Below are 21379 nucleotides of genomic sequence, written 5' to 3'. Positions count from 1 at the left end.
CACGAAATCTCAGCCCTGGTATCCGAAAAACGCATGGCAAGCCGGCAATCCCCTCCCCCCGCCAAGGACGCCAAGACGCGCGAGACCCCGCTCTCCAAGGAGGTCACGCTGCGCCAGTTCCGCTACTTCCAGGCGGCGGCGGAAACCGGGCAGTTCTCCATGGCGGCCACGCGCGAGCACGTCTCGCAGTCGGCCATCACCAATGCGGTGCTGGCGCTGGAGCAGCAGCTCGGCGTGCGCCTGTTCGACCGCCTGCCGCACGGCGTGGCGCTGACCGCGGAGGGCAACCACCTGTACCAGCGCGTCACCCATATCCTCGACTCGGTCGAGGACGCCCTGCGCGAACCGCGCTACCAGGTGCGCGAGCTGGCCGGCACGGTGCGCTTCGCCGCCTCCTACACCGTGCTGGGTTACTTCCTGCCCAGCCTGCTGGCGCGCTTTCGCGCGCACTATCCCGACGTGGTGTTCGACCTGTGCGACATGGACCGCCCGCAGATCGAGGCCGCGGTCCTGTCCGGCGACATCGAGCTGGGCGTGGTGCTGCTGTCGAACGTGACGCGGCCCGAGCGCTTCGCCCACCGCACCCTGCTCCGCTCGCGCCGCCAGCTATGGGCGCCGCCCGGCCATCCGCTGCTGCAGGGCGGCGCGCCCACGCTGAAGCAGATCGCGGCCTGGCCCTATATCCTGCTGACGGTGGACGAAGGCGAGGAATCGACGCTGCGCTACTGGCGCAGCAAGCGGCAGACGCCCGCGGTCGCCTTCCGCACGGCGTCGATGGAAGCCATGCGCGGCCTGGTCGCGCATGGCTTCGGCATCACGGTGCTGTCCGACATGGTGTTCCGGCCCTGGTCGCTGGAGGGCAAGGAGATCGAAGCGCGCCCCATCGCCGACGTGATCCCCGACATGGAAGTCGGCCTGCTGTGGCGGCAGGACGCCACGCTGGCCAGGCCGGCCGAGGCGCTGCGCGACTTCCTGATCTACGCCTGCGGGCGGTGATTGGCGGTGATTGGCGATGATTGGTGTGGATTGGCGGTGATGGGCGGTGATGGGGGTGCCGCGGTGCGGCAGGCCGCACATGGCAGCCGCCGCGCCCGGCCCGCATTCAGTTCTGGCGCCGCAGGCCCTGGGCCAGGTACAGCACCACGGCGGCGTTGGCCAGCGCCAGGCCGATGTGCAGCAAGGTCGGATGCACCACCGCCTGGTACAGCTCCAGCGGGATATAGATGCCGCCCGACCACACGCCCAGCCAGCTCGCCCAGGCGCGCTCGCGCCACAGGCCGTAGGCCTCGGTGAAACGCATCGCGGCATAGGCCAGCGCGGAACCGCCGATGGCCCACAGGCGCGCGTCGCTGGGATGGTCGAACAACTCCAGGAAGACACGCGGATAGTGCATGCCGGGGTTGAGGTGCAGCTTGCGCACGACCTCTTCGGCCGCCGACTGCGCGCCATGGTGGAGCAGCGCGATCAGGCCCAGGCCCGCCAGGATCACCAGCGCGCCCTTGGCGGCCTCGAACAGGGCCACGCCCTTCAGGCCCAGATGCCGGCTCGGCTTTGCCATCGGATTCCCTTCTCTTCTCTGTTGACGGTTGACGGTCGACTGCGGTCAACGGTTGCGATGGCGCTATTGTGCAGCATCCGGCGGGGCGGGGCGCGGCAGAGCCTTGCGTGCGCACCCGCCCGCCGGCGCGCCACAATCCGACAGGCCATGGCATCACCGCAACGTCAAGCGACGCTGAGAAAAAGTCTGCGAGTTGTCAGCGCCTCAATTGCGGCAATGGCTGACTAGACATCTGTAACGCCGACGAGGCGACTGTCTGCGGCCCCCGCGCCCGATTCCTCGGTCCGTCCCCGCCGCAATGGCCCTGCGCATGGAACAGAATTGCCAGATACGGGGAAAAAGCGACCCAGGCAGCACACAACACCCAGTCGCCATACATCCGCCTAAAGCTATCGGGCAACTATCCGTATACCTATGAGTCGCTCTCCTCTTAGTGTCTTCGGCACAAAGAGCAGTCTCCTTTCGGCCTTTTCCTACGCTTTCCGACATGTTACCCGGAGCTTTATCGCAGGACAGCTACGATTTAGCTACAGAGTTGCCGTCCATCTTTGGTGCGGAAGAGAGTCGGCTCGTTGGCGAGGAACCCCGCAGGTTCGAAGGCGCATTGTCCACCTTTGCCGTCAGTGCGCTGCTAGAAGCCTCTGCCGGGCTGGCCGTTCAGGTGAACGAGCAAGGTCACATCGTTGCGGCGTCGCTGAAGTCCGCCGATGTCCTGGAATATTCCCGCGACAGCCTGTTGCAATGCCGCCTGGCCGACCTTGTCACGGGGCAAGACCAGGATCATTTTCTCCGGGCCTTTCATCTGGCTTGGGAACACGGTTCAGCCTCGACCCAGCCGTTGCAGTTCTCCAAGGGCCTGACCGGGTCAGCCTGGCTGGAACTGCGCCTCGTCGTACTCAATACCGAAGGTGCTGCTTCGCTGGTCGTCTATGGTCAGGATGTCACGGCCTGGAAGCAGAACACTGACGAACTGTCTCGGGAGATTTTGCGTGACCCCTTGACTGGTCTGGGTAACCGCCTCATGGTGCGCGAGGAATTGCAGTTGGCGATTGAGCGCACCCAATCCCAGAACACCCACATTGCTGTGGCCATCCTGGACCTGGATGGGTTCAAGAAGATCAATGATTCGCTCGGTCACGATATCGGGGATGAACTGCTGCGACAGATCAGCAAGCGGTTGAAAGCTGCCGTACGTGAACACGATATCGTCTCGAGAGTCGGTGGTGATGAGTTCGTCATCGTGCTGCCCAATCTTTCGACCGAGAAAGAAGCACGAAGCGTGGCAACGCGGATATTGACCACTATCCAGCAACCCATCCCTCTGGCAGGCCATCAACTGCAGATGTCCACCAGCATCGGGCTGGCCTTGTATCCCCAGCACGGAAGCAGCGAAGCCGACCTGATGAAGAATGCTGACGCTGCCATGTACCGGGCGAAGGAGCAAGGCAAGAACGCCTACTGTGTTTACAACTCTGAGATCGGTATTCAGAAGGAACACGCCTTGGCGATGGAGCTGAGCATGTTCCAGGCCATTCGGAACGGTGAGTTCGACTTGCACTATCAGCCCATCTGCAGGGCCATGACTCGGGAAGTGATCGCTGTCGAGTCTTTGATGCGCTGGACGCACGATGAGCAGGATGTTCCTCCGGCCGAGTTCATTCGGCTCGCCGAAGAAAACGGCCTGATTCATCTGTTAGGCGGATGGGCTCTGCGTACGGCGGCGATGCAATTATCGCAATGGGATAGTGTCGGTCTGCGCCTGGACTACTTGACAGTGAACGTTTCACCGGTTCAATTCTTGCACCCTGGCTTCCCGGCAACTGTGTACAAGGCAGTCCAGGACTCGGGTATCGAACCCCATCGGCTGGTGCTGGAAATTACTGAGGGGGCACTGATTCGTGACCCCAAGAAAACCGAAGCCGTGTTTGAGGAGCTGAAAGCCTTCGGTGTCAAGTTTGCGATTGACGATTTTGGTACGGGATACTCGAACCTGCGCAATCTGAAGCGGTTCCCTTTGACCAGCCTGAAGGTCGACCGAAGCTTCGTCAGCGAGGTTTGCGAGTCGTCGAATGATCAAGCCATCGTGTCACTTATCCTGCTGCTGGCAAAGGAACTCGGCCTGACGATCGTCGCCGAGGGCGTAGAAACCGAAGCGCAACTGAGCTTCCTGGTGGAGCGAGGTTGCACCTACATCCAGGGCTGGCTGGTGTCAAGAGCGCTCCCTCCTCAGGCACTAGAAGAGCGCATTCATAGTGGAAAACTTAAGCTGGGCTCCTGATTCCAGCATTTCTTATATCGGGGGAAACGGATGACAAGTAAGAACCCAATTTTCAAGACATTGTGGTCGCGCATCAATGAGCGAGGTGACTTTCCCACTCTCCAGCGCAACATCAGCAGTATTGTTTCTGCGATGCACAATGAAGAGGCCAATACCTCTCAATTGGTATCCGTGGTGCTATCGGACTTCACCCTGACCCAGCAGGTGATTCGACTCGCCAACTCAGCCATGTATGCAGCTTTTGGCGGCAATGTGACGACTGTGACGCGCGCATTGTCCGTGCTGGGCGTAGACGCCATTGGACACCTGGCGCTGGGGTTGCAGCTCTTGGAGAACTTCAGCGGACTTGCGGAAACACGCGAAGCGGCTGGAAGCGAACTGCACCGCGTCCTGGTGGCCAGCGAATTTGCACGCAAAATCACGATCAGCAAGGGCCCGAAGGAGGCGGAAGAAGCCGTTGTGTGCACTTTGCTGCGGAATCTTGCGCGACTTCTTGTGGTCTTCTACTTCCCCGAGGAGTGGGTCGAGATTCAAAAGTTGTCGGCGACAGAGGGCATGACCATCTCTGCCGCATGTGAGCAGGTTCTAGGAGTCAGCCTTGAAGAACTCGGCGAAGAAGTGACGCGACGCTGGAGCTTACCCCCGGCGATCGCTCAAAGTATCCAGCCCAAGCCGCTTGATGTGTCTACGCCTTTAGGCACGCATGTCGCCTGGCTTAATGCTGTGGCCACCCTCTCCAGCGACGTTGCCGAACAATTGCTGGAGCGGCGAGAAGCGGATTCGATTGGCGAAATGCTCACAGAACATGCAGCTTGGCTGGGGGTCGAGGATTCGCTCATGACGGATTCCGCGCTCGACAGTGCTTCGTATCTGACTCAACTGGAACAGGAAGGCATATCGACTCCGACTGCAGGTGGCCCGGTCCCATCCCAAGGAAAACCCGCGGATTCCGAGGCACGGCTGGAACGCAGTCTCGATGAAGTGGCCACAGTGGCATTGACAACACCCGCAGGTGCCTTGACCCCTCTCGTTCTTGAGTCATGGATGCACGCCATGGGCTTCGAGCGGTGCTTCGGCATGTTCCTGAATTACGCGACCAAGCGCTACGAAGCAAAGCTTGGTTTTGGCGCAGATATCCCGGCCAAGCTCTCCAGACTCTCGTTCGAACAAGGCTTTTTCCCGGATGTTTTTCATTTGGCGTTGACACAAATCGCCGCCATTTTTGTAGAAGACGCTGCCAGCAGTCCTATTATCAGTCGACTGCCCGAGTGGTATGTCCGGGAATTCGCGAAAACACGATCATTCATTCTGCTGCCCCTGCAGCTTCGCAATCGAGCAATCGGGCTTTTTTATGGTGATTGGGGACAGACGCCCTGTCCGGCAGTGTCGCGCCAGGAGCTCTCCAAGATGTACAAGCTGGGTGAAATACTGATGCAGAGCTTTGAGCGGGCAGTGCCGGCTGCGCCGCCCCCCGCCTATGCACAAGGTATCGGGGCCTGACGCCCGCACTCTCCCACTTTCCCACTCTCTTACCCGCGCCAACTCACCAACTGCCGAATCGTGTCCGGGTCGGTGACGGACCGACAGCGCGTCAGGACGGTCATGCGGCATCACCCCGGTTTCGGCATTCAGCACCGGATGCCGATATCGGCATAAGGTACACCGTCACGGCGCGGCGTCCCGTATGCCTTTTTCCAACCGCCATCTCACCAGATCATCCGCGCCTGGTCTATCGCGACCTGCCCTCCTTCTATGCCGGCGTGGTGTTCGAGGCCGTGCCGAAGTCCGCGTTCTATATCGGGGGCAAGCCAGCCAATGACTTCGTGCGCATTGCCGTCGATCACATCGCACGCCAGATCAACGACGACGAGACGAAACAGAGATTCCTCGCGGCCGTTGCAAAGCAACTGGCACCGTACATCGCGGAAAGAGGCTTGCGCGGGGAAATGCACGTCGACGAGACACCCTTCAGCCTGTGGACCATCCAGGGCATTCGCCCGCCGGTACCCGGCACGCCGCAGGGTGAGACATGGCGGACGGAGAACAGGCCGTCCGCCTATTGAGCCAGGACGGGGCGGACGGGGTTGGTGGCGGCCGCTGGGCGGGCATGGAATCAGGCTCCTTGATGCGCTCCTCGCAGTCGGCGCTGCCGCCAACCCTGAAATGGCTTGTGAAATCGCGCCCTGCCTCTCATCCCGAAATCATCGGTTTTTTGAGATCACACCACTCATGTATTGATTTAAATCGCGCAGGTCCTTGACGCTCCAAGCGTGGGGCGGCAGCTTTACACCATTCTCCTTCAAAGTCCTGGGGATCAAGTCTCCATTTGGACGGAGGATTACCGATGATACGATCACGCCAGGATAATCGACCAGCCGTTTCCTGAAAGCGGATGTTGTCAGATCAGGCGTAGGGGGATTGCTCTTATTTGCCAATGGCCCTGTCCCTTTGAGATCCGCGCCGTGACACACAGCACATCTCTGCATATAGAGACTTTTCCCATTGACATTTTCCGCGAAGGATAGCGATGCCTGAATCAGCGATGAAATTCCTAGCGAAGCGATGACTAATATTTTCATTCTTATGCAGCCGTTTTATAAATCAGGTCGAATCGATGGCAAACCCTCTAGGTGCCACTGCCACGCACCCCGCACACAGGATGCTGCAATGGCCCGACGGTAAGGCAAAGAGCATAGCCGCGCACGGACTCACGGCCCGAGCGTGATCTTCCCAGTGAGATCCGCCATGCGTGGTGACAGCCCCCTTCGATCAGAACGCGGGCATTGCGTCCTGATACGCCATGGTTCCCTGCATCAGGCGCCACCGGTAGATTGCGTGCGGATTCCCTTGCAGGTACTGCCATCACGCACGCGAGCGTGCGCGAAGCTCCGTGATGCCGTGCCTGATCTCGGGTTGCCCGCCTGCTGTCAGGCCATTTCACTGGCAGCTTCGCCAGCCAGCGCGACTTCCGTCGCGTCGGTCACGGTGCTTTGCGCGATCGCGTGGTCGACTTCCGAAACCATGTCGCCCAGACCGATGACAACCGTGATATTCGGCGTCCAGTTCTTGCGGTCGGTGCTGGCCTCGGCAAACGTGGTCACCGTTGCCGTGTAGCCCTGGGCCCGTAGGTCAGAGGCCAGCCGCTGCGCACGCGGCTCCAGCGCTGCCTGGGGGTTGTCTTCGTCGATATCGAGTACCAGCCTGGTCTCGAATTCTTCCTTGCCCTTCTGGATTGCCGTCTGCATTGCCTTGAGCTGCTTGTTCGCGAGCGCGACGAGCTTGCTGTACCTGGATTCTTCCTGGCTGGCGCGCAGTGCCTTGGCAGCGTTGATGATTTCGGTGCGATCCACGAACATGATGGCCTTTCGAGGTGAGGGAGAGAAAGCGCACGCGCCGCGCGGGCTTGGCTTCAGGAGCCAGCTTTTGCAGGGTGCGACGATAACTGTATAAATATACAGTACCCGCCGGCTAACCGGCAAGGGATGGTGCTGTGGAAGGTCACCTTGAGGGGAGCCGACTGGTGCCTTCCGACCCATCTCTGCCATCGGCAAAGCCCGTACCAACGTCTACAGTTCATCTCAAAACAGCCACCTAAACTTCCACCTAAACTCTCACTGACGCGTTTTCTCTAGCGTAAGAGTTCCACAATCACGACATCTGTGTCGTCTTGCGCTCTCAACATGAGCCACGTTTCACCCCGAATGGCAATGCCATCGCGTCGCGTCAGCCTGATCGGCCCTACGTCCAGTCGCCCATGATCTGCGACCAAATAAGCAGAACCAGGCATCGGCAAAACGTGCTGCATCGCCGTGCCTTCACGCAGCGTCGCGATACGCACGCGCGCGTCGGCGTGAATGGGCAAGGCGCCGGCGCGGACGTCCTCCGGGTCCCCGCTCGCCAGCGTAACGAATCGGCCCTCGCGACATCCGAGCGAACAGGCTCGCGTCGAGCAGCGCGGCGTACTGGCCGGTGTGCGCGGGCGCAGCCAGATCTGGAACTGCCGTGCGGGTAGATTCTCCTCGTTGCGCTCGGCGCGATGGAGCGCCGCTCCGGCACTCATCACATGGATGGAATTAGCGACCAGACGCGTGCGATTGCCCGCGTCGTCTTCGTGCGTGATTGCGCCCGAACGCACCCACGTGACGATCTCGACGTCGCGGTGAGCCTGCAGGCCGAGGTCCGAGTGCGGCGCGAATTCAACGTCGTTCCACCCGTGGAGCGGACCGAGTTGTCCCTGGTCGGCGCGCCCGGATCCGCCCACGCTGAAATGCTGGCGCGTGTCGACACAGCCGCGCCGGACGGTGGCAAGTGCAAGAAAAGGCCGATGTTCAGTCATGACGGAGTTCGGTTCGAGTACGCTGGGTGCGGATTACGATGGTCAAAGACCGCGTCCACCGCACCCCACGCACCCCACGCACCCTGGCCACGCTCAGATCTGCTGCTGGCCGCCGTCGACAAACAATTCGATGCCGTTGACGAAGCTCGCATCGTCCGAGGCCAGGAACAACGCCGCGCTTGCGATCTCGCCGGGATCGCCGAGGCGCCCCATCGGGATCTGGGCCGCCAGATAATCGGCAAGCCCCTGGCGCTGGGCAGCATCGTCACCGGCAAGATCGAGCAGGCCGGGCGTGCGGGTCGCACCCGGGCTGATCGTGTTCACGCGGATCTGGCGGTCCTTGAGATCCAGGATCCAATTACGCGCGAAAGCGCGTACCGCAGCCTTCGAAGCCGAGTACACGCTGAATGCCGCCGTGCCCGCGCTGCCGGCCGTCGATCCCGTGAGAATCACCGATGCCCCCTTGGCGAGCAACGGTAGCGCTTTTTGCACCGTGAACAGCACGCCCTTCACGTTGCGATTGAAGGTGTCATCGAAATGTTCTTCGGTGATGCTGCCGAACGACAGCATCGAGCCGCCGCCGGCGTTCGCGAACAGTACATCCAGACGGCCCTGTTCTTCCTTGATTTGCGCATACAGCGCGTCGAGTTCGCCCAGCTTCGTGGAATCGACACGCACGCCGGTGGCTTTGCCGCCGGCTTCGTGGATGCTTTTCACTGCGGCATCGAGTTCGGCCTGACGGCGGCCCGTGAGATAGACGTGTGCCCCTTCGGCTGCAAAGCGCTGGGCGGTGGCGAGGCCGATGCCGCTGCTTGCGCCGGTGACGAGTGCGATCTTGTTGTCGAGTTTGCGTGCCATGGTATTGCTCCTTTCGTTCAGGCCAGTGTTTGCGTTGGTGTTGGGGTGTTGGGGTGTTGCGTGCTGCGATGTGAGGAGAATATCGACGGCCCGATCCTTTCGAAATAGAATTGATTGCAATCCAACGTTGCAAAAATGAAAAGATGAGGACAAATGGCGAAGCTGCCTGATTTCGAAGGACTCGCGATGTTCGCGAAGGTCGCCGAGGAGGGATCGTTCGCGGCTGCGGCGCGCGCGATGGGCGTGTCGGTGGCGACGGTCTCGCGCGCTGTGGCCCGTCTGGAAGACCGGCTGGGCGCGCGGCTTTTCAACCGCACGTCGCGCCAACTGTCGCTCACCGAGTTTGGCCGGACGATCTGCGAGAAGGCCGGCGAGATCTATCGCCAGGCAGAGGAGGCGGAAAGCGCCGCGCGCGAGATGTCGGTGCAGCCGCGCGGCCTGGTGCGCGTCGCCGTGCCGATGTCGTTCGGGCTGCGCTGGGTCGCGCCGCTGCTACCGGGCTTCTTTCGCAGGTATCCGGAGGTGTCGATCGACCTCCATCTATCCGATGCGTCGGTCGACCTGGTTGCCGATGGCTTTGACGCCGCGCTGCGCATTGCTGCGTTGCCGGATTCGTCGCTGGTGGCGCGGCGGCTGTGCGCGGTGACGCAATTCGTGGTGGCGTCGCCGGAATATCTACGGCGTGAAGGACGGCCCACGCATCCGCGCGAACTGATAGACCGGCCATGTCTCTCGTACGCATATCGCGCGCGTAGCGATGTGTGGCGCTTCACGAACGACGCGGGCGACGAGGAACCGGTGATGCCGACCGGCCCGCTGCGCGTGACAAATTCCGATGCACTGTTGCCCACGCTGCTCGAGGGCGTTGCGATCGCGGAACTGCCCGAGTTCATCGCGGGCGAATATCTGGCCGACGGCCGTCTTGAGGCGATTCTCACCGACTGGTCGCTGACGAAAGGCGGTCTTTACTTCGTCACGCCCTCGGCGCGCGCGCGGCCCGCGAAAGTCGCGGTGCTGTCGGATTACTTTGCCGAACACCTTTCCGAGCCAACATGGCGATGGCCCAAATGATGCAGCGGCGCAGTGGATCAGCCGGCGTTCATCATTGCATTTATGCAATGATGAATCTCAAACAATTCCATTTCGCGAATAAGTTCGCAAATAAGTTCGCAAATAAGTTCGCAAATAAGTTCGCAAATAAGTTCACGAATATGGTCGGATCCGCATAGATCCGTATTCTCCTTTCCACCGGTTGCACGACCTCATGTCGCAAGCCACTCAGGCAAAAGGAAGGAGAATCACAATGGACACGCAAGCCACCCCGAATACGCCTGGTATCGCCACAGCCGCCTTCCTCAATGCGCTGAACAGCTATTTCCACTTCGATCCGAGATTTTCCAACCCGGCTTTCTTCAGGTCTTCCGGAGCCATCACAACGCGAAACTCGCAGTCAGCGTTGAACATTAGAAACCACGGCTCTACGAGTGCAGGAATCAGCGACGGCTCATCGAGGTTGACGACCAGGATGGCTCCGCGTGCTCCGTTTTGCTCGGTGAAATAGGCGGCTTCCGGCTTTGTTTCTTCTAGTATTCTCGCCATCACTTCTCCGATGGTGCCTTCGCGCACAAAAGCATTAAATGGCTCGTGGGGAATTCGTATGTTGAGAAGCATGCGCATGATCATCTTCCTTGCTTGCTTGAGGCCCTCAATGGGCTCTTCAAGCATAAGGGTTCCCCGACGTTGTTTTAGTGGGCCAGGCAACACAAGGCTAGACTCCTCGCTCATTCGTGCGGAACAGTACTGAGCATCTAAAACCAGGGAACTGACGCGGGCGATAGACAGCGGCCGACGTCTGCCGTTTGTCGCGAACTGACGCTTGACTGTCAGCCCACGCTCGCCGGCGAACGCCGCAGTTGGTTGGTCGCGGTCGGATACCAGCCGTGAAACGGCGACCGTCTCTGGCCGACCCGTCCCGGCCGTTGGACAAGCCGCAGCAAGCGGCGGCTCCCCGACCGCCAGCGGCTGCCGGCTGGTCATAGAGCAGATATCGAATTTTTAGTAAGACAACGCCGCAACGGTCTTTGCGACCGTCTGCAGCGACTGCCGCAGCGCTTCCCGCGACACCGAAGCCAGCGCGAGGCGTATGGCGTGTGGTACATGCTTTGAAGTCGAGTAGGGATGTGCAGGGGAAACCAAGACCTGCTCGCGTATCAATGCTTTGCAAAGCGCGTCGGCACGCACCTCTTCGGGCATGGGTAGCCACGCGAAGTATGAGGCTGGATGACGCAGAGGTTTTAAATGTCCAAGGATCTCCGTGACCAGGGCTTGCCGTCGACAAGCATCAACGCGCTTCTCTGCTTCCAGCCGGGCTACGGTGCCGTCCTCGATCCAGCCGCAAGCAATTGCCGTCATCATGGCGGGAGTTTGCCAGGTCGTTGCGCGGATCGTGCGTTCCAGAGAGGGAATCCACTGAAGCGGCGCGTGAATCATTCCTACCCGCAGTCCCGCGGCAACGCTCTTGGAGAGGCCTGACACATAGACAGTGAGCTCAGGTGCAAGCGCGGCAAGAGGCGGCGGGGAACGATCCTCGAGGAATGCGTATGCGCCATCCTCGATGAGCATCAGCCCATGTTTTCTGGCGATCGCAACCAACTCACGTCTTCTCTGCGCGGCAATGACCCATCCAAGCGGGTTATGCAGCGTGGGCATGGTGTAGAACGCTCGTACTCTACGACGTTTGCACAACTGCGCCAGGGCATCGAGATCGGTACCCCGGCCAGCCGCGGGAACGGCCACTAATTCGATGCGGCAGGTCTCGGCCGCGAGCTTGAAACCTGGATAGGTCAGCGCGTCTGCCGCGACGACATCGCCGGGCTCGAGCAACGCCATACTCGTCACGCTCAGACCGTGCTGCGCGCCACTGACGAGTACAGTGTTTTCCATCGAAGCCGAGATGCCGCGACTGCTTAGGTGCTCCGCCATGATTCTCCGCTCATGGGCACGGCCGCCGTGCGGTTGATAGCGCAGGAGCGCTTCAACATCGCCCACACTCGCGAGCTGGCGCAATGCCGCCCTCAGCAGTTCCGTCTGACCCGGTACCGATGGACTATTGAAACTAAGGTCGATGGTCGGAGCACTCCAAGCGGGTAGATCCACGCCGTGGCCGCGCGGGAGCGCTTCCTTCACAAACGTCCCGCGGCCTACCTCGCCGCTCACCAACCCCATCGACTCCAGCTCGGCGTAGACGCGTGTAGCTGTGACCAGTGCAAGTCCTTCGCGCGCGGCCAGCTTGCGATGGGTGGGCAACTGAGTGCCGGGCCGCAGGCGTCCCTCGCGGATATCGGCTGCCAGCCGGTCGACTATCTCCTTGTAGCGAAGCTTAGGCATCGGACAATGTTTGCATGACAATTTTTTGGATGTATTGATTATCAGCGCTACGCTCCGCCCAACAACGTCCGCACGTGTGGGAAAACACATCATGGAACTGAACGCCATCACCATCCTTGTCACCACTCTAGGGGTGTTTCTCATCTGCTTCATGAAGGGGGCGTTCGGTGGCGGCTTCGCCATCGTGGGCATCCCGATCCTCTCGCTGGTGATGGATCCCGTCACGGCGGGCGGCTTGCTCGCCCCATTGTTTATCGCTATGGACATCGCCGGATTGCGCTACTGGAAGCCGTCTACTTGGTCGAAGCCGGATTTGCGCCTGCTGGTACCTGGGCTGGTGGCGGGCATCGGCGTTGGCTACCTGCTGTTCCGCTTCCTCGATCACCGCGCGATCTCGATCGTGATGGCGGCGGTGACGCTGGCCTTCGTGGGGTTGTGGCTGCTGCGCGGCGGCGAGGTGACGGTGCGCCCGAGATCGTCGCCCAAAGCTGTCGCCGCAGGTTTTACCTCGGGCATCACCACGATGGTCGCGCACTCGGGTGGTCCCCCGCTAGCGATGTATCTGCTGCCGCTCGGCCTGAGTAAGTATGTCTATGCGGGAACAACAAGCATGTTCTTTACCGTCGGCAACCTTCTCAAGGCGGTACCCTGGCTCGCGCTGGCGCGCCCCACCGGCCCGGTGTGGATGCTGATGGGCATTAGCCTGCTCGCTGTGCCGACAGGCGTCTGGCTCGGGTGGCGCCTGCATGACAGACTCGATCAGCAGCAGCTTTATCGGGCATGCTATGGCTTGCTCGTCCTCACAGCGGCAAAACTCATGTGGGATGGAGTTGCGGGCTACGCGAGTTGAGGGTCTTCCGCGCGGCGCCGAATTTTCGCCCACGCGACTGTTGAGCATACTCCCGCTGCCTCTAGTCCACTGAACTCCGATTCGTCTGGAGGGAGAATAGGACGACGGCAAACACCTAGCGAGAAGGAACGGAGACGGGCAACCACGAGTGGAACTGAGACGACTGCGGCTGGGCTTACTGCCCTGCTTCGATACATTGTTGGCGCGCCGCGGCCTCCTGGATCGCATCGGAGATGCGGGCTGCCTGCTCCGCCAGCGTGCGCGCGGCGGCGGCCACGAGACCTTGCAGCGCGTCGGTGGTCGTCTTATCCAGCATCGCCGGTTCGCCCGCATCATTCGCGGCCTCGTCGTTGATCAGGGCGCGCGTGACGGCCTCGATGCCGTAGGCGATCGCCTGCGTCGTGTTCAGCAGATCGATCAGATCATTGGCGCAGGGAAGCGGCGTGCCGTTCGCGCGCACGTCGAGCGCTACGCCGCCCCGACCAGCCGCTATGACGTGGCGGAACACCTGCGCACCGAAGAGGAAATGCAGGCGTACATCGAAGCCGCCTTCGAAGAGGCGGGCAACGATGCCGCTTTCATTGCGCGTGCGCTTGGCGACGTGGCCCGCGCCCGTGGCATGAGCCAGGTGGCCCGCAATGCAGGTTTGTCCCGTGAGAGCTTGTACAAGGCGCTCTCTGGCGAACGAAGCCCCGATTTCGCCACCGTGCTCAAAGTCGTGCGCGCTTTGGGCCTGCGGCTGCATCCCGAATTGGCGGGCACCTGACAGCCAGGGGAGGCTCGCCCCGCCTCCGCGCTCCATTCAATCAATGCTTCTGCGCCTTGTAGGTGCCGACCAGCTCCGCCTCGGCCAGCACATGGCCCTGCATGGCGCGTTCCAGCGCGCTGCGGTCGGGCGTGCCGAGGTCCGGCAGCACCACGTCCAAGGCGTACAGGCGATGGAAGTAGCGGTGCCTGCCCACCGGCGGGCAGGCCGCGCCGTAGCCGGTGCGCTGCCAGCCGTTGCTGCCCTGGCGCGTGCCGGGCGGCAGCCCGGCGGCGGACACTGCTTCGGGCAGCCCTGCGGTGTCGGGCGGCAGGTCGTACAGGATCCAATGCACCCAGGTCATGCGCGGCGCGGCCGGGTCGGGCGCGTCCGGATCCTCGATGACCAGTGCCAGGCTGCGCGTGCCGGCGGGCACGCCGGACCAGTCCAGCGGTGGCGATACGCCGGCCCCGTCGCAGCTGAAGCGCTGCGGCAGGACGGCACCGGCGTGAAACGCGGGAGATGTGAGGGTAAGCGGCATGGCAAACCTCGTCTGGGCAGGAAGCGAAGCCGCCAGCAGCGGGCCCAGTATCAGGACGGCGAGGCGCGATCGGCGCGGCATGGCGGCTCCCGGGCGATGCGCCGCCGGCACGCGGCGGCACTGATTCACCCTAGGGCGGCGCGCGGCGTCCTGCAAGCCCGGCGCGCGCCGCGGGCGGCGCTGGAGCCCGGCCGCCGCCGGCATCGCGCCATGGCACCTGCCCGCCACTTGGCGCCCGCACAACCACCGCCGCACGCACTTTCCCGTGCGGCTGAGCCTCCGCGCTTGGGCCGCCCGGCGCCGTACGTGTAAACTGTGCGATTTTTCATTCCGGCGGTATGTCGCAAGTGCCCCGGCGCACCGGTCTCAGTGGCCCCACGCTCATACGCGTGCTGGCCCGCCTGACCGACGCCGCAGCTCCCGAATCGAAGCGGTCGCTCTCGGACCAGCTCAGCCAGTGGCTGGGCTGGACCGAAGCCATTGCCTTGTCCACGGCCCTGAAAGCCCCTGCGGCCGAAACGGCGGCCGGCGCGCGCGCGCCGTCTGCGCAGTGCGATGCCGAGGCGGCGGAATGTGCGCGCGTGCGCACGGCGCTGGCCGAAGCCGTGCGGGAGGACGGCGCGCTCGCCGCCCGGCGCCGCGCGCCCGCCCGCACGGCGCTGCCGGAACCCGGCGGCACGGTGGCCTATGCGGTCTACCGCCAGCGCTATCTCACGTTGCAGCAGACCATGGAGACCGGCATCGCCGGCCTGCGCGGCCGCCTGCGCACCGCCCTCGCGGCCGGCGCGCCGGGCATGGCCAAGCTGGCCATGGTCGACGCCGTCATGGAGCGCGTGATGAGCGCACACGAGCGCAGCCTGCTCGCCGCCGTGCCGGGGATGCTCGAGACACACTTCACGCGGCTGCGCCAGGGCGAGGAAGTCCGGCTGGCCGCCGCGCTCGCCGAAGGCCGGCCCGCTCCCGTGGCGGCGGGCGCGTGGCAGAGCGCGTTCCGCCGCGATATGCAGAGCGTGCTGCTCGCCGAACTGGAAATCCGCTTCCAGCCCATCGACGGACTGCTGGCCGCGCTGCGCGCCAGCTAACCAGGACATCATGACCCGAACCCTCATTCCCTCGATCGTCTTCTTGGCAGGCCTGGCCGTGTTGGGCTGGGTCGGCGCCGGCTACGCGGCCAGCAACCTGCCGGCCCTGGCCGTCACCCTGCTGATCGCCGCCTGCTACGTGACCGGTGCCGTCGAGCTGCGGCGCTACCGCCAGGCCACGGATTCGCTGGCGCAGGCCGTGGCCGGGCTGGACACGGCCCCGGCCAGCCTCGGCGACTGGCTGCAGCGCCTGCATCCGAGCCTGCGCCATGCCGTGCGCCTGCGCGTCGAGGGTGAGCGTGCCGCCCTGCCCGGCCCCGCGCTGACCCCTTACCTGGTCGGCCTGCTGGTGCTGCTGGGCATGCTGGGCACCTTCCTCGGCATGGTCGCCACGCTGCGCGGCACCGGCATGGCGCTCGACAGCGCGACCGACCTGCAGGCCATCCGCGCCTCGCTGGCCGCGCCGGTCAAGGGCCTGGGCTTCGCCTTCGGCACCTCGGTCGCCGGCGTGGCCACCTCCGCCATGCTGGGACTGCTGTCCGCGCTGTTCCGCCGCGAACGCATCGAAGCCGCGCAGGCGCTCGACGCCCGCGCCACCACCACCCTGCGCGCTTACTCCCAACAGCACCAGCGCGAGGCATCGCTGCAGTTGCTGGAGCGCCAGGCCGAGGCGATGCCGGGCCTGGTGGAAGGACTGCAAGCGATGATGCGTGCCGTCGCGCAGCAGAACCAGGAACTGGGCGAGCGCCTGGCCGCCAGCCAGGCGGCCTTCCACGACCGCACGGAGTCCACCTACAAGCAACTGGCCGCCTCGGTCGAGCAATCGCTCAAGGACAGCGTCGCCCACAGCGCCCAGGCCGCCGGCGCGGCGATCCAGCCGGCCGTCGAAACCACCATGGCAGGCCTGGCGCGCGAAGCCGAGACCTGGCGCGACACCGTGACGCACGCCGTGCAGCAGCAGCTGGACGGCCTGTCGGAGCGCTTCGCCACCACCACCGGCGCGGTGGCCGGCCTCTGGCAGCAGGCGCTCACCGAACACCAGCGCGCCGGCACGGCCCAGGCCGAAGCGCTGCGCAGCTCGCTCGACGGCTTCGCCGCCACCTTCGCGCAACGCTCGGCCGGACTGGTCGAGCAGGTCTCGGCGCGCCTGGACCTGGCCGCGGACAAGGCCGCGCAGGCCTGGGAACAGGCCCTGACCAGCCAGCGCGGCCACAGCGAGGCGCTGGCCGCCGACCACCGCAAGGCCCTGGCCGGGACGGCCGCGGCCTTTGCCGGGCAGGCCGAAGCGCTGCTGCGCACGGTCGACCGCTCGCACGCCGAACTGCAGGCGCAGCTCGGCAGCCAGGACGCGCAACGGCTCGATGCCTGGACCAGCGCCCTCGGCACGGTCGCCGACGGCCTGCGCCAGCAATGGGAGCAGACCGGCACCCAGGCCGCCGCCCGCCAGCAGGCCATCTGCGACGCCCTGGCCCAGAGCGCCCGCGACATCTCCTCGCAAGCGGAGGCCTACAACAGCAAGACCGTCGCCGAGATCGACCGCCTGGTCCTGGCCGCCGCCGAGGCCCCCAAGGCCGCGCTGGCCATGCAGGCCGAACTGGCCGCGCGCGACGAGCAGCGCCTCGCCACCTGGACGGACTCCCTGGCGACCATGGCCCAGGCCCTGCGCCAGGAATGGGAACAGACCGGCACCCAGGCCGCCGCGCGCCAACAGGCCATCTGCGACGCCCTGGCCCAGAGCGCCCGCGACATCTCCTCGCAGGCCGAGGCCTACAACAGCAAGACCGTGGCCGAGATCGACCGCCTGGTCCTGGCCGCCGCCGAGGCCCCCAAGGCCGCGCTCGCCATGCAGGCCGAACTGGCCGCGCGCGACGAGCAGCGCCTCGCCACCTGGACCGAGTCCCTGGCGACCATGGCCCAGGCCCTGCGCCAGGAGTGGGAGCAGACCGGCACCCAGGCCGCCGCCCGCCAGCAGGCCATCTGCGATGCGCTCGCCCAGAGCGCCCGCGACATCTCCTCGCAAGCGGAGGCCTACAACAGCAAGACCGTGGCCGAGATCGACCGCCTGGTCCTGGCCGCCGCCGAGGCCCCCAAGGCCGCGCTGGCCATGCAGGCCGAACTGGCCGCGCGCGACGAGCAGCGGCTGACCAACTGGACCGAGTCCCTGGCGACCATGGCCCAGGCCCTGCGCCAGGAATGGGAACAGACCGGCACCCAGGCGGCCGCGCGCCAACAGGCCATCTGCGACGCCCTGGCCCAGAGCGCCCGCGACATCTCCTCGCAAGCCGAGGCCTACAACAGCAAGACCGTCGCCGAGATCGATCGCCTGGTCCTGGCCGCCGCCGAGGCGCCCAAGGCCGCGCTCGCCATGCAGGCCGAACTGGCCGCGCGCGACGAGCAGCGCCTCGCCACCTGGACGGACTCTCTCGCCACCATGGCCCAGGCCCTGCGCCAGGAATGGGAACAGACCGGCACCCAAGCCGCCGCGCGCCAACAGGCCATCTGCGACACCCTGGCCCAGAGCGCCCGCGACATCTCCTCGCAGGCCGAGGCCTACAACAGCAAGACCGTGGCCGAGATCGACCGTCTGGTCCTGGCCGCCGCCGAGGCCCCCAAGGCCGCGCTGGCCATGCAGGCCGAACTGGCCGCGCGCGACGAGCAGCGCCTCGCGACCTGGACCGAGTCCCTGGCGACCATGGCCCAGGCTCTGCGCCAGGAATGGGAGCAGACCGGCACCCAGGCCGCCGCGCGCCAGCAGGCCATCTGCGATGCGCTCGCCCAGAGCGCCCGCGACATCTCCTCGCAAGCGGAGGCCTACAACAGCAAGACCGTGGCCGAGATCGACCGCCTGGTCCTGGCCGCCGCCGAAGCCCCCAAGGCCGCGCTGGCCATGCAGGCCGAACTGGCCGCGCGCGACGAGCAGCGCCTCGCCACCTGGACGGACTCCCTCGCCACCATGGCCCAGGCCCTGCGCCAGGAATGGGAGCAGACCGGCACCCAGGCCGCCGCGCGCCAGCAGGCCATCTGCGACACGTTGGCCGACACGGCACGCGGCATCGCCGCCCAGGCCCAGGCCCACCATGACAGCTCGGTCGCCGAGGTCGCGCGCCTGATGCAGGCCGCGGCCGAAGCCCCGCGTGCCGCCGCCGAGACCCTCGGCGAGCTGCGCCAGAAACTGTCCGACAGCATGGCACGCGACCAGGCCATGCTCGAAGAGCGCGCCGGCATGCTGTCTACGCTGGAAACCCTGCTGCAGGCGGTCGGCCAGGCCTCCACGGAACAACGCGCGGCGGTGGAAAGCCTGGTCGCCGGGGCGTCCTCGCTGCTGGAACAGGCCGGCGCGCGCTTCGCCGGCCAGGTCGAGTCCGAAGGCGGCCGGCTGGAAGCCATGGCGGCCCAGGTCACCGGCAGCGCGGTGGAAGTCGCCAGCCTGGGCGAAGCTTTCGGCATGGCCGTGCAGCTGTTCAGCGAATCCAGCGACAAGCTGGGCGCACAGCTCCAGCGCATCGAGGCCGCCCTGGACAAGTCGATGGCACGCAGTGACGAGCAGCTCGCCTACTACGTGGCGCAGGCGCGCGAAGTGGTCGACCTGAGCGTGATGTCGCAGAAGCAGATCCTCGACGACCTGCAGCAGCTCGCCGCCACGCAGGCGGCCAACGGCGCCGAGGCGGCATGAGGGAGGACATCGACGCCGGCGTGGAACCGGCCGCCCCGATCTGGGCCGTCTTCGGCGACCTGATGTCCGTGCTGCTGGGCGCCTTCGTGCTGGTCCTGCTGGGCGCCATCGGCATGCAGCTCGAACTGACGGCACGGCTGGAAGACGAGGTCCGGCACCGCCAGGAGGAAATGCAGCGCCGCGAGTCGCTCGAGAAGGCGCTGGCGGTGCCGCTGGCAGCCGGCCGCGTGACCCTGGTCAACGGCCGCATCGGCATCAGCGGCAGCGTGCTGTTCGCCCTCAACTCCGACCAGCTCCAGCCCGAAGGCCGCGACCTGCTGAAGAGCCTGGCGGGGCCGCTGTCGGCCTACCTCAGCGCGCGTGACGAGATCCTGATGGTGAGCGGCTTCACCGACGACCAGCAGGTCAAGGAAAGCAACCGCCGCTTCGCCGACAACTGGGAGCTGTCGGCCCAGCGCGCGCTGACGGTGACGCGCGCGCTGATCGAGGCCGGCGTCCCGCCCGCCTCGGTCTTCTCGGCCGCCTTCGGCGCCGAGCAGCCGGTCACCTCGAACGCCGACGCCGAAGGCCGCGCGAAGAACCGCCGCGTCGAGATCGCGCCGATCCCGCGCGGCTCCACCGGCGCGGCGAAACCTCGTGGCTGACGGCATCATGGACCGTGGCATGGCGGAGCCCGCACAGGGTGCGGCGCACGCGGCGCCGGCCGGCCCGTCAGCCACCGCCCCGCACGATGCGCCGGCCCAGGCACCGACCCCGGCGGGCAACGATGCGCCGCCGGATGCCATGCAACAACTCGAAGCCTGGCAGGCATGCGGCGCTGACCGCCTCGACCCGGTACGCTTCCGCCTGATGCAGGCCCTGGCGCGCCGTGCCGCGCCCCACCAGGGCGCAGCGCGGCGCGTGCTCGACGACAAGCTGGCGGCCCGGCTCTCTGCCTATCGCCTCGCGCTCGAAGCGGCGGGTACCAAGGCGGCGGCATCGACCGATTCCATCCCATCCTCCACGCCCGGCACCGCTGCGGCGGCACCGCCGGCCGCACCGCGCCTGCCCGCACGCGGTGCGCTGGCGGCACTGGCCGACCAGCTCGCCGGCCGCGCCCGGGCCAGAAGCACGGCAGAGCCCCCCGCGACCGCAAGCGCACGGATCGCCACGCCGGCCCGGCCGCCAGTCCCGGCCGAGCCGGAACTGATCGACTACTTCCGCGACACCTGGACCCGCGTCAGCGCCAACCAGCGCGTGCAGCAATCGCTGCAGCAGGTGCCCGAGCATGCCGGCCCGCTCAATTCCCACTACCTGATCCACCGCTCGCTGACGCTGATGCAGGAATTGTCGCCGGAATACCTGCACCAGTTCCTCTCCTATGTCGACGCCCTGACGCTGCTCGAACAGATGCAGCGGGTCGACGCCGCGCCAGCGGCGGAGGCGCCCGCGGGCGCGGTGGTGCGCAAGAAGACGCGGGCCAAGGCGCGCTAGCCTCCCATCCCCTCCAGCCGCGCCTTCAGCCGCACCACCGCCTCGGCCGACTCGGCCTCGACGCGGCGGCGCAGCACCAGCTGATTGAGAATGGCGAAACCGAGCGTGGGCGAACGGTAGCGGAAGTCGCGCGAGAAGCGCGTCTGGTCGCCCTCTTCCCGCAGCGTGTAGGCCACGGTGCCGGCCGGACGGCCTTCGATGGTGCCGGCGATGGCCCAGAAAGCCGGGCGCTGGCGCGCCGTCACGGTCCACACCACGACGCCGCTGCGCCCTGCCACCCGGAAGGTTTCGCTCACCTGCTCGCCCGGCTGCAGCGGATGGCCGGTGGCCCCGGACACGGCCAGCGACGATGGATGCCAGTCGGGCCAGTGGGCGGGCGTGGTGACATAGTCGAACACGTGCTGCGCCGAACGCGCGATCACGACCTCGTTGTGGACCTGGGTGGTCAGGTCCCAGGGCAGCGGCAGCAGGCAGGCGGCAGCGGCCGCGCACAGCACGGCCACGCCGAGCACCCAGGCCTTGCGCAGGGGCATGGTCGGCGCCTCCGGGGCTGGCGCCCCGCGGTGGGGCGCGATGTGTTCAGTGTAGGCGGTGGTGT

The 21379-nt window shown here is 65.2% G+C and carries 21 protein-coding genes; 11 read left to right on the top strand and 10 right to left on the bottom strand.

Features of this window, described 5'->3' with window-relative positions; translation table 11 throughout:
• Nucleotides 1-33: 33 nt before the first annotated feature.
• The gene (locus tag BKK81_RS27485) at nucleotides 34-996 is read left to right on the top strand and encodes a LysR family transcriptional regulator (protein WP_071019442.1); all 963 of its coding nucleotides are present in this window, start codon (nucleotides 34-36) and stop codon (nucleotides 994-996) included.
• A 106-nt stretch (nucleotides 997-1102) separates the two neighbouring features.
• Here the strand turns inward: BKK81_RS27485 and BKK81_RS27480 are convergent, their stop codons facing one another.
• A complete protein-coding gene (locus BKK81_RS27480) occupies nucleotides 1103-1558 on the bottom strand; it encodes a DUF2127 domain-containing protein (RefSeq protein ID WP_071019439.1) in 456 nt (151 codons plus the stop codon).
• A gap of 487 nt (nucleotides 1559-2045) precedes the next feature.
• Between BKK81_RS27480 and BKK81_RS27475 the strand changes: the two genes are divergently transcribed.
• From BKK81_RS27475 to BKK81_RS27465, 3 genes are all read left to right on the top strand, one after another.
• Nucleotides 2046-3836: a putative bifunctional diguanylate cyclase/phosphodiesterase gene (locus BKK81_RS27475; RefSeq protein WP_083384480.1), complete on the top strand. Its 1791-nt coding sequence runs from the start codon at nucleotides 2046-2048 to the stop codon at nucleotides 3834-3836.
• 30 nt (nucleotides 3837-3866) lie between these two features.
• Nucleotides 3867-5336, top strand: a complete 1470-nt coding sequence (locus BKK81_RS27470) for an HDOD domain-containing protein (protein ID WP_083384479.1) — start codon at nucleotides 3867-3869, stop codon at nucleotides 5334-5336.
• Between the two features lie 260 nt (nucleotides 5337-5596).
• Nucleotides 5597-5899, top strand: coding sequence for a tautomerase family protein (locus BKK81_RS27465; RefSeq protein ID WP_231908107.1), 303 nt, complete (start codon nucleotides 5597-5599; stop codon nucleotides 5897-5899).
• A 138-nt stretch (nucleotides 5900-6037) separates the two neighbouring features.
• On the opposite strand, the gene BKK81_RS34670 is transcribed toward BKK81_RS27465, so the two are convergent.
• The 4 genes from BKK81_RS34670 to BKK81_RS27450 form a co-directional block, all read right to left on the bottom strand.
• The gene (locus BKK81_RS34670; protein WP_197523988.1) at nucleotides 6038-6415 is read right to left on the bottom strand and encodes a cytochrome c; all 378 of its coding nucleotides are present in this window, start codon (nucleotides 6413-6415) and stop codon (nucleotides 6038-6040) included.
• Between the two features lie 348 nt (nucleotides 6416-6763).
• The gene (locus BKK81_RS27460; protein ID WP_071019432.1) at nucleotides 6764-7192 is read right to left on the bottom strand and encodes a hypothetical protein; all 429 of its coding nucleotides are present in this window, start codon (nucleotides 7190-7192) and stop codon (nucleotides 6764-6766) included.
• Between the two features lie 272 nt (nucleotides 7193-7464).
• Nucleotides 7465-8172, bottom strand: a complete 708-nt coding sequence (locus BKK81_RS27455; RefSeq protein WP_071019430.1) for a pirin family protein — start codon at nucleotides 8170-8172, stop codon at nucleotides 7465-7467.
• Nucleotides 8173-8265: 93 nt separating this feature from the next.
• Complete coding sequence (locus BKK81_RS27450) at nucleotides 8266-9030, bottom strand: SDR family NAD(P)-dependent oxidoreductase (RefSeq protein WP_071019427.1); 765 nt, start codon at nucleotides 9028-9030, stop codon at nucleotides 8266-8268.
• Nucleotides 9031-9183: 153 nt separating this feature from the next.
• Here BKK81_RS27450 and BKK81_RS27445 point away from each other — a divergent pair, with 153 nt between their 5' ends.
• Nucleotides 9184-10101: a LysR family transcriptional regulator gene (locus BKK81_RS27445; RefSeq protein WP_071019426.1), complete on the top strand. Its 918-nt coding sequence runs from the start codon at nucleotides 9184-9186 to the stop codon at nucleotides 10099-10101.
• Between the two features lie 300 nt (nucleotides 10102-10401).
• Here the strand turns inward: BKK81_RS27445 and BKK81_RS27440 are convergent, their stop codons facing one another.
• Nucleotides 10402-10707: a panthothenate synthetase gene (locus BKK81_RS27440; RefSeq protein WP_071022444.1), complete on the bottom strand. Its 306-nt coding sequence runs from the start codon at nucleotides 10705-10707 to the stop codon at nucleotides 10402-10404.
• 378 nt (nucleotides 10708-11085) lie between these two features.
• On the bottom strand, nucleotides 11086-12417 hold the full coding sequence (locus BKK81_RS27435) for an aminotransferase-like domain-containing protein (RefSeq protein ID WP_071019423.1): 1332 nt from the start codon (nucleotides 12415-12417) through the stop codon (nucleotides 11086-11088).
• Between the two features lie 91 nt (nucleotides 12418-12508).
• On the opposite strand from BKK81_RS27435, the gene BKK81_RS27430 reads away from it, so the two are divergent.
• On the top strand, nucleotides 12509-13267 hold the full coding sequence (locus BKK81_RS27430; RefSeq protein ID WP_071019422.1) for a sulfite exporter TauE/SafE family protein: 759 nt from the start codon (nucleotides 12509-12511) through the stop codon (nucleotides 13265-13267).
• 175 nt (nucleotides 13268-13442) lie between these two features.
• Here BKK81_RS27430 and BKK81_RS27425 read toward each other — a convergent pair whose 3' ends face one another.
• Nucleotides 13443-13775, bottom strand: coding sequence for a hypothetical protein (locus BKK81_RS27425; protein WP_156811464.1), 333 nt, complete (start codon nucleotides 13773-13775; stop codon nucleotides 13443-13445).
• 18 nt (nucleotides 13776-13793) lie between these two features.
• Here BKK81_RS27425 and BKK81_RS27420 point away from each other — a divergent pair, with 18 nt between their 5' ends.
• Nucleotides 13794-14033, top strand: a complete 240-nt coding sequence (locus BKK81_RS27420) for an addiction module antidote protein (RefSeq protein ID WP_071022441.1) — start codon at nucleotides 13794-13796, stop codon at nucleotides 14031-14033.
• Nucleotides 14034-14073: 40 nt separating this feature from the next.
• On the opposite strand, the gene BKK81_RS27415 is transcribed toward BKK81_RS27420, so the two are convergent.
• Nucleotides 14074-14553: a YbhB/YbcL family Raf kinase inhibitor-like protein gene (locus BKK81_RS27415; protein WP_071022439.1), complete on the bottom strand. Its 480-nt coding sequence runs from the start codon at nucleotides 14551-14553 to the stop codon at nucleotides 14074-14076.
• A 338-nt stretch (nucleotides 14554-14891) separates the two neighbouring features.
• On the opposite strand from BKK81_RS27415, the gene BKK81_RS27410 reads away from it, so the two are divergent.
• The 4 genes from BKK81_RS27410 (at nucleotide 14892) to BKK81_RS27395 (ending at nucleotide 20781) form a co-directional block, all read left to right on the top strand.
• Complete coding sequence (locus BKK81_RS27410) at nucleotides 14892-15635, top strand: DUF3348 domain-containing protein (protein ID WP_071019416.1); 744 nt, start codon at nucleotides 14892-14894, stop codon at nucleotides 15633-15635.
• A 10-nt stretch (nucleotides 15636-15645) separates the two neighbouring features.
• Nucleotides 15646-19308: a DUF802 domain-containing protein gene (locus BKK81_RS27405; protein WP_071019414.1), complete on the top strand. Its 3663-nt coding sequence runs from the start codon at nucleotides 15646-15648 to the stop codon at nucleotides 19306-19308.
• Nucleotides 19305-19952 (top strand): OmpA family protein, encoded by a 648-nt coding sequence (locus BKK81_RS27400; RefSeq protein WP_071019411.1) that lies wholly within the window; start codon nucleotides 19305-19307, stop codon nucleotides 19950-19952. The genes BKK81_RS27405 and BKK81_RS27400 overlap by 4 nt, the downstream gene beginning before the upstream one ends.
• A gap of 139 nt (nucleotides 19953-20091) precedes the next feature.
• Nucleotides 20092-20781: a DUF2894 domain-containing protein gene (locus tag BKK81_RS27395; RefSeq protein ID WP_071022436.1), complete on the top strand. Its 690-nt coding sequence runs from the start codon at nucleotides 20092-20094 to the stop codon at nucleotides 20779-20781.
• Here the strand turns inward: BKK81_RS27395 and BKK81_RS27390 are convergent.
• Nucleotides 20778-21314: an SRPBCC family protein gene (locus tag BKK81_RS27390; protein ID WP_071019408.1), complete on the bottom strand. Its 537-nt coding sequence runs from the start codon at nucleotides 21312-21314 to the stop codon at nucleotides 20778-20780. The two genes, BKK81_RS27395 and BKK81_RS27390, sit on opposite strands and share 4 nt — an antisense overlap.
• Nucleotides 21315-21379: the final 65 nt, after the last annotated feature.

This window comes from Cupriavidus sp. USMAHM13, from assembly GCF_001854285.1.
Classification (GTDB): domain Bacteria; phylum Pseudomonadota; class Gammaproteobacteria; order Burkholderiales; family Burkholderiaceae; genus Cupriavidus; species Cupriavidus malaysiensis.
This window is presented reverse-complemented; position numbering and strand designations above follow the sequence as displayed.

Coding starts and splice junctions, on each gene's coding strand:
- BKK81_RS27485 (WP_071019442.1), top strand. CDS start 34: ATGGCAAGCCGGCAATCCCCTCCCCCCGCCAAGGACGCCAAGACGCGC.
- BKK81_RS27480 (WP_071019439.1), bottom strand. CDS start 1,558: ATGGCAAAGCCGAGCCGGCATCTGGGCCTGAAGGGCGTGGCCCTGTTC.
- BKK81_RS27475 (WP_083384480.1), top strand. CDS start 2,046: ATGTTACCCGGAGCTTTATCGCAGGACAGCTACGATTTAGCTACAGAG.
- BKK81_RS27470 (WP_083384479.1), top strand. CDS start 3,867: ATGACAAGTAAGAACCCAATTTTCAAGACATTGTGGTCGCGCATCAAT.
- BKK81_RS34670 (WP_197523988.1), bottom strand. CDS start 6,415: ATGAAAATATTAGTCATCGCTTCGCTAGGAATTTCATCGCTGATTCAG.
- BKK81_RS27460 (WP_071019432.1), bottom strand. CDS start 7,192: ATGTTCGTGGATCGCACCGAAATCATCAACGCTGCCAAGGCACTGCGC.
- BKK81_RS27455 (WP_071019430.1), bottom strand. CDS start 8,172: ATGACTGAACATCGGCCTTTTCTTGCACTTGCCACCGTCCGGCGCGGC.
- BKK81_RS27450 (WP_071019427.1), bottom strand. CDS start 9,030: ATGGCACGCAAACTCGACAACAAGATCGCACTCGTCACCGGCGCAAGC.
- BKK81_RS27445 (WP_071019426.1), top strand. CDS start 9,184: ATGGCGAAGCTGCCTGATTTCGAAGGACTCGCGATGTTCGCGAAGGTC.
- BKK81_RS27440 (WP_071022444.1), bottom strand. CDS start 10,707: ATGCGCATGCTTCTCAACATACGAATTCCCCACGAGCCATTTAATGCT.
- BKK81_RS27435 (WP_071019423.1), bottom strand. CDS start 12,417: ATGCCTAAGCTTCGCTACAAGGAGATAGTCGACCGGCTGGCAGCCGAT.
- BKK81_RS27430 (WP_071019422.1), top strand. CDS start 12,509: ATGGAACTGAACGCCATCACCATCCTTGTCACCACTCTAGGGGTGTTT.
- BKK81_RS27420 (WP_071022441.1), top strand. CDS start 13,794: ATGCAGGCGTACATCGAAGCCGCCTTCGAAGAGGCGGGCAACGATGCC.
- BKK81_RS27415 (WP_071022439.1), bottom strand. CDS start 14,553: ATGCCGCTTACCCTCACATCTCCCGCGTTTCACGCCGGTGCCGTCCTG.
- BKK81_RS27410 (WP_071019416.1), top strand. CDS start 14,892: ATGTCGCAAGTGCCCCGGCGCACCGGTCTCAGTGGCCCCACGCTCATA.
- BKK81_RS27405 (WP_071019414.1), top strand. CDS start 15,646: ATGACCCGAACCCTCATTCCCTCGATCGTCTTCTTGGCAGGCCTGGCC.
- BKK81_RS27400 (WP_071019411.1), top strand. CDS start 19,305: ATGAGGGAGGACATCGACGCCGGCGTGGAACCGGCCGCCCCGATCTGG.
- BKK81_RS27395 (WP_071022436.1), top strand. CDS start 20,092: ATGCAACAACTCGAAGCCTGGCAGGCATGCGGCGCTGACCGCCTCGAC.
- BKK81_RS27390 (WP_071019408.1), bottom strand. CDS start 21,314: ATGCCCCTGCGCAAGGCCTGGGTGCTCGGCGTGGCCGTGCTGTGCGCG.